General features: G+C 46.6%; 12 protein-coding genes. 6 read left to right on the top strand and 6 right to left on the bottom strand.

Annotated features, from left to right (window positions below; translation table 11 throughout):
- Nucleotides 1-10 precede the first annotated feature (10 nt).
- The 6 genes from AC0VYG_RS10330 (at nucleotide 11) to AC0VYG_RS10305 (ending at nucleotide 6,348) form a co-directional block, all read left to right on the top strand.
- Nucleotides 11-781 (top strand): DUF3307 domain-containing protein, encoded by a 771-nt coding sequence (locus tag AC0VYG_RS10330; RefSeq protein WP_475432190.1) that lies wholly within the window; start codon nucleotides 11-13, stop codon nucleotides 779-781.
- Nucleotides 782-922: 141 nt separating this feature from the next.
- The gene (xylA, locus tag AC0VYG_RS10325; protein WP_475432189.1) at nucleotides 923-2,242 is read left to right on the top strand and encodes a xylose isomerase; all 1,320 of its coding nucleotides are present in this window, start codon (nucleotides 923-925) and stop codon (nucleotides 2,240-2,242) included.
- Between the two features lie 80 nt (nucleotides 2,243-2,322).
- A complete protein-coding gene (locus AC0VYG_RS10320; RefSeq protein ID WP_475432188.1) occupies nucleotides 2,323-3,831 on the top strand; it encodes an MFS transporter in 1,509 nt (502 codons plus the stop codon).
- A gap of 32 nt (nucleotides 3,832-3,863) precedes the next feature.
- On the top strand, nucleotides 3,864-4,886 hold the full coding sequence (locus AC0VYG_RS10315) for a glycoside hydrolase family 43 protein (protein ID WP_475432187.1): 1,023 nt from the start codon (nucleotides 3,864-3,866) through the stop codon (nucleotides 4,884-4,886).
- 454 nt (nucleotides 4,887-5,340) lie between these two features.
- Nucleotides 5,341-5,631 (top strand): XylR N-terminal domain-containing protein, encoded by a 291-nt coding sequence (locus AC0VYG_RS10310; protein WP_475432186.1) that lies wholly within the window; start codon nucleotides 5,341-5,343, stop codon nucleotides 5,629-5,631.
- Nucleotides 5,632-5,739: 108 nt separating this feature from the next.
- The gene (locus tag AC0VYG_RS10305; RefSeq protein WP_475432185.1) at nucleotides 5,740-6,348 is read left to right on the top strand and encodes a LysE family translocator; all 609 of its coding nucleotides are present in this window, start codon (nucleotides 5,740-5,742) and stop codon (nucleotides 6,346-6,348) included.
- 7 nt (nucleotides 6,349-6,355) lie between these two features.
- Here the strand turns inward: AC0VYG_RS10305 and AC0VYG_RS10300 are convergent, their stop codons facing one another.
- The 6 genes from AC0VYG_RS10300 to madM form a co-directional block, all read right to left on the bottom strand.
- Nucleotides 6,356-7,534, bottom strand: a complete 1,179-nt coding sequence (locus AC0VYG_RS10300; RefSeq protein ID WP_475432184.1) for a XylR family transcriptional regulator — start codon at nucleotides 7,532-7,534, stop codon at nucleotides 6,356-6,358.
- Between the two features lie 63 nt (nucleotides 7,535-7,597).
- On the bottom strand, nucleotides 7,598-9,049 hold the full coding sequence (gene xylB, locus AC0VYG_RS10295) for a xylulokinase (protein WP_475432183.1): 1,452 nt from the start codon (nucleotides 9,047-9,049) through the stop codon (nucleotides 7,598-7,600).
- A 34-nt stretch (nucleotides 9,050-9,083) separates the two neighbouring features.
- On the bottom strand, nucleotides 9,084-10,214 hold the full coding sequence (locus AC0VYG_RS10290; RefSeq protein WP_475432182.1) for a sugar ABC transporter permease: 1,131 nt from the start codon (nucleotides 10,212-10,214) through the stop codon (nucleotides 9,084-9,086).
- A gap of 1 nt (nucleotide 10,215) precedes the next feature.
- Nucleotides 10,216-11,751: a xylose ABC transporter ATP-binding protein gene (locus tag AC0VYG_RS10285; protein ID WP_475432181.1), complete on the bottom strand. Its 1,536-nt coding sequence runs from the start codon at nucleotides 11,749-11,751 to the stop codon at nucleotides 10,216-10,218.
- Between the two features lie 55 nt (nucleotides 11,752-11,806).
- The gene (gene xylF, locus AC0VYG_RS10280; RefSeq protein ID WP_475432180.1) at nucleotides 11,807-12,805 is read right to left on the bottom strand and encodes a D-xylose ABC transporter substrate-binding protein; all 999 of its coding nucleotides are present in this window, start codon (nucleotides 12,803-12,805) and stop codon (nucleotides 11,807-11,809) included.
- A gap of 200 nt (nucleotides 12,806-13,005) precedes the next feature.
- A complete protein-coding gene (madM, locus tag AC0VYG_RS10275) occupies nucleotides 13,006-13,773 on the bottom strand; it encodes a malonate transporter subunit MadM (RefSeq protein WP_067343026.1) in 768 nt (255 codons plus the stop codon).
- Nucleotide 13,774: the final 1 nt, after the last annotated feature.

Genomic DNA, 13,774 nt, shown 5'->3' with positions numbered 1-13,774 from the left:
GGAGATTGGGATGCTTCAGGTCGATGGTTTGTCTGTGTTGCTTATGTTGTTGCTCGGTCATGTGCTTGGCGATTTCTTTTTACAGCCCGATTCTTGGGTGAAAGATAAAAACGTGCGCCAAGGCCGCTCGCGCTCTTTGTATTGTCATGCCCTTGTTCATGGGGTGATTGTGTTGCTAATCTTGGCATGCGCGACCACTACCAGCCTCTCAGCTTCATTCCTTATCGGTGTCATCGTTGCCCTCGCCCATGGTGCAATCGATTACGCAAAAATCAAAATAGGCCGAGGTTTTCGCTGGTTCCTGCTTGACCAGTTTCTCCATGTCGTCACCCTTGTGTTCGTATGGCTCTATCTATACGAGAACGCGCTTTCGCAACTCACCATGCTCGCGGATAAAGTCGATTACAACCACTTTTTCCTTATCACCTTAGCTTATGTAATGATGCTCAAACCTGCCTCTATTGTGGTCGGTGAGATTCTGTCTAAATGGTCGGCGGATTTAAACACCACCGGCGCCATCACCCATGACAAAAAAACAGAATCCTTAAGTAACGCTGGCCAATATTTAGGTTACATTGAGCGCGTGTTGGTCCTGACCTTTGTGTTAAACGGTCAATACACGGCGGTTGGCTTTGTGCTCGCGGCTAAGTCCATTTTTCGTATGGGGGACCTACGGGAAGCCCACGATAGGAAGTTTACCGAATACGTTATGCTGGGCTCGTTATTTTCCATGAGCATCGCTTTATTTACTGGCTTTGTGATAGCCAAGCTATTGCCCTGAACGGTCAAGCCCGACCATTACTCCACCCTACTCAATACTGAAAATCAATAATCCCTAGAGAAAATTTCGTAATTGAAGCCACCGCTCAAAAAAACAATGATGAAGATGAGATAAGAACAAAAAATTCATCAGGAGTTCAACATGAGCGAGATCTTCCAAAACATCCCTTTTATACAATACGAGGGGACCGAGTCACATAATCCTTTTGCTTTTAAACATTATGATGCCAAAAGGGTCATCATGGGCAAAAGCATGGCGGAACACCTAAGAATGGCAGCCTGTTATTGGCATAACTTCTGTTGGTCTGGGAGCGATGTGTTTGGTGCGAATACCTTTGACCGCCCTTGGAATAAGCCGTCTAATCCAATGGAGGCTGCCAAGCTAAAAGCGGATGCAGCCTTTGAGTTTTTTAGCAAACTGGGTATTGGTTACTACAGTTTTCACGATGTGGATGTCAGTCCAGAAGGATCGTCTCTAAAAGAATACATTCGTAATTTTTCCGAGATGGTAGAAGTACTACAAGCCAAACAAGAAACAACGGGCTTAAAGCTGTTGTGGGGCACAGCCAATGCCTTTTCTCATCCACGCTATATGTCTGGCGCGGCCTCTAACCCAAACCCAGACATTTTTACCTATGCCGCAACACAAGTCTTTCATGCGATGAATGCGACTCATGCCCTTAACGGTGAAAACTACGTGTTATGGGGTGGCCGCGAAGGCTACGAAACCCTGCTCAATACCGACCTAAAACGAGAGCGGGCTCAGTTGGGACGCTTTATGCAAATGGTGGTCGAACATAAACACAAAATAGGCTTTGCTGGCACTTTACTGATCGAACCCAAACCCGCTGAGCCAACCAAGCACCAATACGATTACGATACCGCCACGGTTTATGGCTTCCTAAAAGAGTTTGGGCTTGAGAAAGAAATCAAAGTCAACATTGAGGCCAACCATGCCACGCTGGCGGGCCACAGCTTCCACCATGAAATCGCCACCGCTTGTTCATTGGGGATTTTAGGCTCGGTGGATGCCAACCAAGGGGATGCGCAACTAGGCTGGGATACCGATCAATTCCCAACCAGCGTGGAAGAATACACCCTAGTCACTTATGAGATTCTCAAAGCGGGAGGATTTAAAACCGGTGGCTATATGTTCGACACCAAACTGCGTCGCCAATCCACTGACCTTGAAGACATGTTCCACGCACACATTGGTGCCATGGATACCCTCGCCTTGTCTCTGCAACGTGCGGTGAAGATGATCGAAGGGGAAACCCTGTCTAAGCTTGTTGAGCAACGCTACGCCAAGTGGAACGACACACTCGGCAGCGACATTCTCAGTGGCAAGCTCTCGCTACAAGATCTTGCCAACTACGCCGTTGAACATGATCTCGACCCTAAACCTGTCTCGGGCCGTCAGGAGATGCTAGAAAATATGGTCAATGGTTATATTTATCCTTAATTAGAAAGCGTCCAGCACGATTTGTGTGTTAAACATCGTGCTGGATCTCTTTTAAATAATAAAAAAAGAAGACGACAACTATGACTCTTTCCGTAGCGCAACCAAAAGATACGATTCTTCCTACCTACTCTCATAAATTGTCTGTGATTGAGAAAGTGGGCTATAGCCTTGGCGATTTAGCGGCTAACTTGATTTTTCAGACATTATTAACCTTCTTGGCTTTTTTCTATACCGACGTTTATGGCATTTCGGCAGGAAAAGCCACGGCCATTATTGCCTTTGGCGGTATGTTTGGTGCCTTTTTTACGCCCGTCATGGGAATCATTGCAGACCGTACACAAACTCGTTGGGGAAAGTTTCGGCCTTGGATTTTGTGGACATCCATTCCTTTTGGCGCGGTGGCTTTGTTAGCCTTCAGCACCCCCGATTTCGGAGACAATGGTAAAGTGATTTACGCGTTTGTCACGTATATTGCTCTCTTAATGATCTACGCTGCCAACAATTTACCTTACTCCGCATTGAGTGGTGTATTGACCAGCCGTATGACGGAGCGCAATAGCTTATCGTCTTACCGTTTTGTCGCCGTTATGGTGGCGCAATTTGTTATTCAGGTACTGCTGTTACCATTAGTACTCATTCTAGGCGATGGTGACAAAGCCACAGGCTTCCACAATACCATGTTATTGTTTTCCATCGTCGGTACCATTTTCTTTTTGATTACCTTTGCGACCACCAAAGAACGCATTCTTCCCGTTAGTACGAAAAGAAATGCCATTTTGGTCGATGTTACCGATCTCTTTAAGAATATGCCTTGGGTGATTATGTTGTTGGTCACCATATTGATTTTCATCACGCTTGCCTTAAAAGGTGGCATGTATATTTATTACTTTGAGAACTATCTTAACGAAGCTCAATTGACTTTATTTTTACAGAACATTGGATTTAATGATCTTATTACCAATCTAAATCATGTACTCAATACTCTCGGGTTATCGTCATTTAAGTGGCCTAAAGATGCTCCAACCTCAGCTTTCAGTGTGTTTAATGGGGTTGGCATTATCATGATGATCGTTGGTATTGGCTTTTCCAAAAAACTGGCGGACACCTTTGGCAAGCGTAATGTCTTCGGTAGCGCCCTGTTTCTTTCCACCTTATTTGTTTTAGTGTTCAAATTTCTCTCTGCAAATAGCATTGGCTTGGTGTTTCTTTCTCAAATACTCCATGGCTTTTTCTATGGCATTACCATCCCACTGCTTTGGGCGATGATTGCCGATGTTGCTGATTATTCTGAATGGAAAAACAACCGACGAGCAACCGCCATTATTTTTTCTGCCATGATTCTTGGCCTAAAAGTCGGCTTAACCATTGGCGGCTCTTTAGTGGCTGGGCTTTTAGCGCATTACGGCTACGATGCATCTCTTCATGTGCAAAATGCAGACACCATAGAAGGCATTAAAACCGCTGTCAGCCTGTTTGCCTCGCTGCCCTTCTTTCTTGCGGTTGGCTGCTTAGCTTTCTACGGCATAAATAAACAGGTAGAAAATCAAATCGAAGAAGATTTGAATGCCCGCCGTCGATCCGCTCAATAACGACTGTTTTGCTTTACCAACAAGGATGAATCATGTCTGAAGAACAACTTGCTCCAGAAATCGTTGAAGACTTAAAACAACGGGCGCTATCGCAGCCCCTCGTTGAACACATCTACACGGCGGACCCATCCGCTCATGTGTTTGACGGAAAAATCTATATCTACCCTTCCCATGATATTGAGGCGGGCATTCCATTTAATGACAATGGCGATCATTTTGGTATGACAGACTATCATGTTATTTCATTAGATTCGCCACAAAGCCCAGCCGTAGACAATGGTGTTGCTTTGGATGTAAAAGACGTACCTTGGGCTAGCCGACAAATGTGGGCCCCCGATGCAGCCCAAAAAGATGGCCAGTATTACCTCTATTTTCCTGCCAAGCGTGATAACGGCCTTTTTCAAATTGGTGTGGCCATCAGTAATTCACCAAAAGGCCCATTCAAAGCGGAACCAGAAGCGATTCCAGGCAGTTATTCGATTGATCCGGCGGTATTTGAGGACGATGACGGCCAATACTATATGTACTATGGCGGGATTTGGGGAGGACAATTACAGCACTACAGAAACAACCAATATAGTGTGGAGTATGATGAGCCGACGGATAACAGTCCGGCTCTGTGCCCAATTGTAGCCCGCTTAGACAGCGATATGACTTCCTTTGCGGAGACACCACGTCATCTACAAATACTGGATGAAGACGGTGAGCCATTACTCGCGCAGGACCATGATCGTCGTTTCTTTGAAGCCTCTTGGATGCACAAACATAACGGCAAATATTATTTCTCTTATTCTACGGGGAATACCCATTACATCTGCTATTCCATTGGAGACAACCCGTATGGTCCCTTTACCTACGCAGGTAGAATTTTAAACCCCGTGATTGGCTGGACGACTCACCATTCCATCTGTGAGTACTACGGACAATGGTATCTTTTTTACCATGACTCCGTGCTGTCAAAAGGCATTACCCACTTGCGCTCCATTAAAATGACCCCTTTAACTCACAATGACGATGGTAGCATTGAGACCATCACGCCTTACCGCTCAGAATAAGCTTTGACTCCGCTTTCTTTATAGCCAAAGGGTTATAGAGAAAGCGGATCGAATGCCACTTAACGTCGCCTTTACTCCTTAGCAAGCCGCGACAACACGTGATATTTCAATCCACCCAAGTTACGCTTTTTCATCATCAACAAGGATTTTAAATCATGTATTTATGAAGCTATTGCCTTGGTGATACCAGTGGCGCATAGCAAATCTCCCGGTACGATTATTGTTATTAGAGGGCGCTGACCTTGATGTCTCGTCAAGCAGTTATTCAAAACGCAAGCATCATGCCTGTTACATTGGAAGGCGCTAAACGGTTGGATTTGCGAGAGTTTAGTTTAGTCGAGCGTACGTCAACTTGATCTTTGTTGATGAACATGGGAAAGTTTGATGATCGAAATTAATGTCTCTCATCCTCTCGCAGCAATCGCTGCGTACAACAAAAATAATAGGAGAAAGCATGAGCCATTCAACCCTGCCCCCCGTAGTCGAGCCCTTTATTAGAGCCATGCAAGCATATGAAACGAGCCCCCCAACACCCGCAGACCTCCGGCGTTATCTACGTTTCTCTGACGAAGATGCTCGTATTTGGTTCGATGATCAGAGCATGGTTATGCTGCGCTCTACTGCATTCGGAGCATTACGCCATGAGCTGATTGAGAGAGTGGGGGTCGAGGGTGCTAAATGTATCATGATGCGCATAGGCTACTCGGCTGGCTCTCTGGACGCTGAAAAGCTTGGCGTAGTATAAAAACGCTAAGCTTTTTTGATTATATAATTATAATATTATTTAAAATCATTATTTAAAATCATTATTTAAAATCATTATTTAAAATCATTATTTAAATAGGATTTAGATATGTCATGGAGCACAGATCTATTATTTTTGATTACCGTTTTACCATTAATTTTCACTCCTGGCCCTGATATTATGTATGCCATATCTCAAGGCTTATCAGGTGGTTACTCTAGCATGATGAAGGCAGTATGCGGGCTGTTGTTAGGTTACTCTGCTCACGCTGTACTATCTGCATTTGGTGTTGCCGCTATTGTCGCCGCTTCACACACATTGTTTACTATACTCAAATGGGCTGGAGTGGTTTATCTGTCTTATTTGGCATTTCAAATGCTGAAATCGGCCTGTACCGCTAAATTGGTTACTGATGTGCCTAAATCGCCACCGGCTTCCTTATTCCGTGGTTTTCTCACCAGCTTTCTAAACCCCAAAGGCCTTTTGGTGTATTTGACTATCCTGCCACAATTTATGACCTCCCATAACCATATTGTATTCCAATCTTTAACTCTCTCAGCCATATTCATTATCTGTTGTGCCTTTGCTTACAGTGGTATTGGACTGATAGCAGTTAGAGCCACTTCGAGAAAACAGATGTCAGATAAATCTCGCAGAGGGCTAGAAGCGGCGTCGGGAGGCCTCTTAGCCATCGCTGCGATAAAAATGGCGTCTTAGTATTACCCTACTCCTTGGCAAGCCGCGACGACACGCGATATTCCCCTGGTGTCATGCCAAGGTTTTTCCTTGTGACTGTGTACATGTATTGCACGGAAGGGTAACCACAAGTGCGGGCGATTTCATCAAAGGGCAAATCGGTAGAAGTGATCAGTTCACAGGCGCGGTAAAACTTGGTCATGTGCAGCTGTTCATGCATAGAACAACCTATTTCTTCGGTAAAGCGGGTTTCTAGGTTGGTACGGGAGATGCCCACAAAGTCGACGACTTGTGCAACTTTCACCCCTCGACAAGCATTATGACGAATGAAGTGCATCGCTTGCATGACAAAAGGGTCTTTTAACGCACGAAAATCCGACGACTGACGATCTTCTATGCCCACAGGGCTGACCACCACGAGCGCCTTTTCAGCGGCGTATCCTTGCAGATTTCGATGCAGTATTTTGGCCGCCTCGTAGCCCATTTTCTTACAACCCTGCTGCACCGATGACAAAGCCGTACGGTTTAAATATCTGGCCATGTTTTCGTTGTCTATGCCGACCACCGCCACTTCTTCAGGTACAAGAATATTCAGGTGATCACAGGCTTGTAATAGATGACGGGCACGGGAATCCGTAACAGCAATGATGCCAATGGGTTTTGGCAAGCTCATCAACCAGCCTTCTAAATCCTGCTGGGCGCTTTGCCAACACTCCGCCGAGGTACAAAGCCCCTGATACACATAAGGCTCAAAGCCATCCGCACTGACCTGCTCAACAAAGGCGTATTCCCGCTCATTGGACCAACGGGTGAACGGGGTACTCGGTACGCCGTAAAAAGCAAACTGAGGCAAACCTTTGCGCTTTAAGTGGTCATAAGCCAGCTTGACCAAGGCTCCATTATCGGTCGCCACATAGGGAAAACGTGGATAGTCTTCTTTGTGATGGTAGGAGCCTCCCACGGCGACCGTCGGAATTGTTGTGTCCTTAAGGAGTTCTTCCACTTCTGGATTATCAAAATCAGCAATAATTCCGTCTCCTTGCCAATTTTTTAAACCATCTAAGCGATAACGAAAATCGTCTTCAAAGTACACGTCCCAATCACATTGAGCCGCTTGCAAATATTCGCCAATCCCTTCGATTACTTGTCGGTCGTATACCTTATTGGCATTGAACACCAAGTTAAGTCGATAACGTTTTTCAAACATATTCCATCTCTTATTTTTATTAACGTCGGTGATAGATAGTTGAATTTCTCAGCTAAAGCAAACTTATAAGAGTCCTTTTACTCCTTGATATAAAGACTGAAAACGAGCCCGTTTTTCCTCGTATTGATCCAGCATATGAACACGAGGTTCATAACGTTTTATCAATTCCGGCTGAAAGCAAACCTCATGAACAGACGCCAAACCTTGCACGCCAAGGGCCGCTAAACGGGCCGCCCCTAAAGACGGGCCAACATTACCCCCTTGTCGGTAATCCATGGGCACAGCCAATATATCCGCCAGCAGTTGCAACCAATAGGCACTTTTTGCCCCACCACCAATCACATCAATACTGTCCCCAATACTTTGTACCGAGCGCACGGCATCCAGACCGTCCAGTAAAGCAAAAGTCACGCCTTCTAATACGGCATTGACCAGATCCAGCGCTTCAGTTTCGTGAGTCATCCCCCAAAACACGCCTTTGGCATTAGGGTCATTATGGGGCGTTCGTTCGCCACTCAAATAAGGTAAAAACGTTACTGGGCGAAAAGCCCCTTGATGCGCTTCTAGGGCTTGAAATGCCGCAGGCACACTCGTAAAACCTGTGAGTTTTGCGACCCAGTCCATACAGCTGGCAGCACTTAAAATCACCGACATAGTATGCCATGTATTGGGTAACGCATGCCCAAAGCTGTGAAGCGCCATTGCAGGGTTCGCCGTAAAACCATCACTCACAGAGAAGATCACCCCAGAGGTACCCAGAGACAACATGGTTTGTCCCTCTGACACCACGCCCATGCCCACCGCGCCGGCGGCATTGTCACCTCCTCCAGCGACCACGGGCACCACGGGTAAAGACCAACGCTGGGCCAAGGTTTTATCCAACTCTCCGGTGATTTCTGGCCCTTCAAATACCTTTGGCATCTGCTCTACTGTAAGACCCGTTGCTGCCAGCATGCGCTCACTCCAGGCTCGCTGCTCCATGTCTAGCCAAAGGGTGCCTGAGGCATCCGACACATCTGTGGCAAATTCCCCTGTCATGCGCAGGCGCAAATAATCTTTGGGTAATAATACCTTCGCGGTTTGTTGGTAAATCTCCGGCTCATGCTGTTTAACCCAAAGCAATTTCGGTGCGGTAAAGCCCGGCATGACTAGATTGCCAGTAATCCCCTGAACATCGGGACAATGTTGCTGTAATCGTTGACAGGCTTCAAAGGCACGACCATCGTTCCATAAGATGGCGGGCCTTAGCACCCTATTGTCTTTATCTAGCAAAGTGGCTCCATGCATTTGCCCCGACAAACCAATGGATTTAACCTCCTGCAAATTATGTTCAGCCGCCAGAGCCAGCATGGCGTCATCAGTAGCCTGCCACCAAGCCTCTGGGTTTTGCTCAGACCATAAGGCGTGGGGTCTTGAGACACTTAATGGGGCGGAGTAACTGGCGGCGACACGCCCTGCTTCTGTCAATAAAATCACTTTAACGGCGGAGGTACCAAGGTCGATTCCTAAATACATAATTGTGCTCTCTTCTCAAATAGTTAAACGTGGCTTAGCGGGCTTTTTTGGTTTTTACATCCAGCCAAACGGCCAATAATAAAATCGCCCCTTTTACGATCAATTGCCAAAAAGTTGGCACATCTAACATACTCATGCCGTTATCCAAGCTCGACATAATAAGCGCCCCCATAATGGCACCGAAGACGGTACCAACTCCGCCCGCTAAACTGGTTCCGCCAATCACACACGCGGCAATGGCATCCAGTTCTGCCATGTTTCCTGCCGCTGGCGAGCCTGCCCCTAATCGAGAAGTTAAAATTAAGGCGGCCACCGCCACCATGATGCCATTTAGCCCAAACACCAACATTTTAGTGCGCTCAACATTCACACCAGACATACGTGTCGCTTCGATATTACCGCCAATGGCATAGACTCGACGACCGAAAGCCGTACGTTTGGCAACATAGGTCAGGATTATGATCAAACCACCCATAAGCAAAATAGGCGTTGGAATGCCCCGGTAATGGTCCAAAATAAAGACTAAAGCCAATAGTGCCACCACCATGGCAATGGCTTTGCTGTATTCAAACTTGGCGGATTGATTGCGCACACCGTGCTGTTGTTTAGCCTTACGACGCGAATATACTCTAGCTAATAGCCCCAAACATAATAGGCTGACCACGCTGATGCCCCAGCTAAATGGGATATAACTTTGACCAATCACAGACATGGCGCTGGATGTCGGTGCCACCGTCACGCCATCGGTAAAACCAACTAGGACACCACGAAAAGCCAGCATGCCTGCCAAGGTCACAATAAACGATGGCACCCGTTGATAGGCAACCCACCAGCCGTTAAATAGTCCCAGAAGCAAACCGATTCCCAAGGTCAACAAAATGGTGAGCGCAATGGGAAAGTGAAACCAAACATCGAAAATCGCGGCAATACCGCCCAACAAGCCCATCATGGAACCGACGGACAAATCGATTTCCGCACTGACAATAACAAACACCATGCCAATCGCGAGTACGCCGACAATGGCCGTTTGACGCAGTAAATTGGAAATATTACGAGGAGAAATAAAAGACCCATCGGTCATGATGGTAAAAAACACGACAATAAACAAAATCGCCGCCACCATGGCGAACAGCTGTAGCTGGTTGGTTTTTATTTTTATAAACATCCTAGGCACCTTCTTTGATAGCACAATTCATAATGATTTCTTGAGTTAACCCTTGGTGATCAAATTCCCCTTTTAATTTCCCTTCGTGCATAACCAACACGCGATCACTAATACCGATCACTTCCGGTAACTCAGACGACACCATGATGATGGACACGCCCTCTTTCACCAGTGAATACATCAGCTTGTAGATTTCGTATTTCGCCCCCACGTCGATGCCACGTGTTGGCTCGTCTAAAATCAAAATCTTGGGATGGGTTAACAGGCATTTGGCAATGATGGCTTTTTGTTGATTGCCACCGCTGAGATGTTTGATGGCCAGTTCAGGAGAGGCCGTTTTGACCTTTAAGCGAGCAATGTACTCTTCTATGTCTTGATATTCTTTGTCTTCATCCACGCCCCCAAACACTGAGCTGAAATGATTCGCCTTGTAGTTATCCAATACTGACAAGGTCATATTGCGTCCAACACTCATAATAGGAACGATGCCGTGGCGCTTGCGATCTTCTGGCACCATGGCAATGCCCGCGGCTAACGCACTACGCTGGGAACGAATCTGTTTTGTCTGCCCCTCTAGCTCAATGCTGGCTCGATACTGACCGTTATAGCAGCCATATAAGCACTGCATTAACTCGGTTCGACCGGAACCAATTAAACCAGCAATACCCAGAATTTCCCCACGATGCAGTTCAAAACTGACCTCATCAACTTGCGGTCGCGAGGCGCCAGCTTGTATCGCAGTAGCATTATTAACTCGTAATACCACCTCACCTATTTCATGGCCCTCACGGGGAAACAGCTCCTCTAGCTGACGTCCCACCATCATCGCGATGATGTCATGTTGCGTTAGCTCAGAAGCCGCCTTGGTGGCAATGTGATCGCCATCTCGAATCACCGCCACCCAATCAGACAACGCCAACACCTCATCCAATTTATGGGAAATGTAAATGCAGGCAATCCCTTGGGCTTTCAGCTCACCAACAATATTGAGCAAAATGCGAATATCAGCACTGGTCAAAGAGGACGTCGGTTCATCTAAAATCAACAGTTTGACGTTTTTATTCAGTGCCTTGGCAATTTCGACTAACTGCTGTTGGCCCACACCTAGCTCACGCACTAAGGTATCGGGTTGTATATCTAGCTTCACGCGCGCTAATAGTTCACTGGCGCGATGATGCATGGCCTCGTCGTTCAAACGTGCAAACGAACCGATCTCATTGCCTAAAAAAATATTCTCCATCACGGAAAGTTCTTGGACCAGCGCTAGTTCCTGGTGAATGATTACAATACCTAGAGCTTCGGTATCTCGAATACCGTTTGCCTGAATAAGCTTACCTTGAAAATAGATCTCGCCTTCATAGGAACCATAGGGCCAGACACCACTTAACACTTTCATTAAGGTCGACTTGCCCGAACCATTTTCACCGCAAACCGACAATACCTCGCCTTCTCCAAGGGTTATGCTGACACCGTTTAACGCCCGCACACCGGAAAAACTCTTCACTATATCGCGCATATCCAATAGGGGTTGTTTCATATCGACACTCTCTTGAAAGCAAAGGCGCCCAGATGAGCGCCTTATTATCAATAAATTAAGGGTTGTAAACGTCTTTATGAGAATGGAAGCCGTCAGCAATAACGGTACTGTCGATGTTGCTCTTATCCACTGCGATAGGAGTGAGCAAGACGGAGGGCACGTTCATTTTGCCGTTATTCACTGTGCCAGTGGTTTTGATTTTTTCACCTTTTGCCAGCTTCACCGCCAACTCAGCACTGATGGTCGCTTCTTTTTTAATGGGCTTATAAACCGTCATGGTTTGCGTACCAGCGACAATACGACGCACTGCAGCTAAATCGGCATCTTGACCGGAAATCGCCACTTTGCCCGCCAAGCCTTGTGCATCAAGTGCTTGAACCGCTCCGCCCGCCGTTGAGTCATTGGAAGCAACCACCGCATCAATCTTGTTATTATTGGCGGTTAACGCATTTTCCATGATATTCATTGCTGCTTGCGCCGACCATCCGGTGGCCCATTGATCTCCGACAATCTTGATATTGCCATCATCGATAGACGGTTGAAGCACCTTCATTTGTCCTTCACGGAACATTTTGGCGTTATTATCCGTTGGGGAGCCGCCTAGTAAGAAATAGTTGCCTTTAGGAACACGATTCAACAAGGCTTGCGCTTGCATTTCCCCCACACGAACGTTATCGAAGGACACATATAGGTCAACATGAGCAAACTTAATCAGTCGGTCATAGGCGAGTACTTTGATGCCTGCCGCTTTGGCTTCAGAAAGAACACTGCCTAGCACTTCGCCATTTTGCGGTACGATCACTAGGACGTCCACGCCCCGTGAAATCATGTTTTCGATTTGAGAGATCTGGGTAGTGGCACTGCCATTGGCAGATTGGGTATATACCTTAGCTCCTAAGGATTCCGCTTCTGTGGTAAAAAAATCACGGTCTTTTTGCCAACGTTCAAGACGCAAGTCAGACATCAGCAAACCGATCTTTTCACCTGCCGCCATCACTGGCACAGAAGCAACAAGGCAACTGGCAATCAAACTCATAGAAAGGATCTTTTTCATCGTCTTCATTCCTTTTATTTTTATTCATTGAAGGATCTCCATAAGAGAGTAAGCAGACTGTAAATTGATGCTTTCACGAGAAGTATTATCTTTTTTTGTTTTGGTTTAGCGTTTTTACAAAAAAGCCCTTTGAGAGGATTTTCAAAGGGCTTAAAGATGATGTGTGTCAATAACAACACTGACATTAAAAGAGGATAGATCTAACCTGGCAATAAAGCTCTTACCGCCAAGAACAACACAGAAGGCCCTAAAAGGCAGCCCAAAGCAGTATAGAAAGCCGCCGTTAAACAGCCATAAGGCACCAGCTTCGCATCTGTTGCCGCCAATCCGGCTGCCACACCGCTCGACGTGCCCATTAGCCCCCCAAAGATCACTGCTGTTCTCGGGTTATTAAGTTGAATAAGGGGAGCAACAAACGGCGTCACCACCATCACTAAAATAGATTTAACCAAACCGGCGGCAATGGAAAGCGCCATCACCTCGGAGCTAGCGCCAATAGCCGCTCCTGTCACCGGGCCCACAATATAAGTAATCGCCCCCGCGCCAATGGTTGTGATGCTAACGGCATCTGTATAACCAAACGCCATGGCAATGGCTGCCCCAGCGATAAAGGAAGAAAAGATGCCAAAGAAAAGTGCCAATACGCCACTTTTCCCTGCGCGTTTGATTTCTTCTATTTTGACGCCAAAACCGGTCGCGACAATAGCAAAGTCACGCAGCATCGAGCCACCCAGCAAACCAATCCCCGACAACAGGGGAACATCCACCACCCCTTTGTGCCCACCCGTAAAGGCACCACTGAAGTACGCCATGGTTAAACCTAAGAGAATCGCGATGGCGGAGCCATGAACCCGTCCACGGGTGAACTTTGCGGACAGCCAGTAAGAAAACCACATGGTCAAACCGATTACGGCAAAACCGACGATTAAGCTGTATTTTGTGCTAACTAACAATAAAGACTCAAACATA

This window comes from Marinomonas sp. 63XJN7_7_ISO-PGPR-S23-202, assembly GCF_056173505.1.
This window is presented reverse-complemented; position numbering and strand designations above follow the sequence as displayed.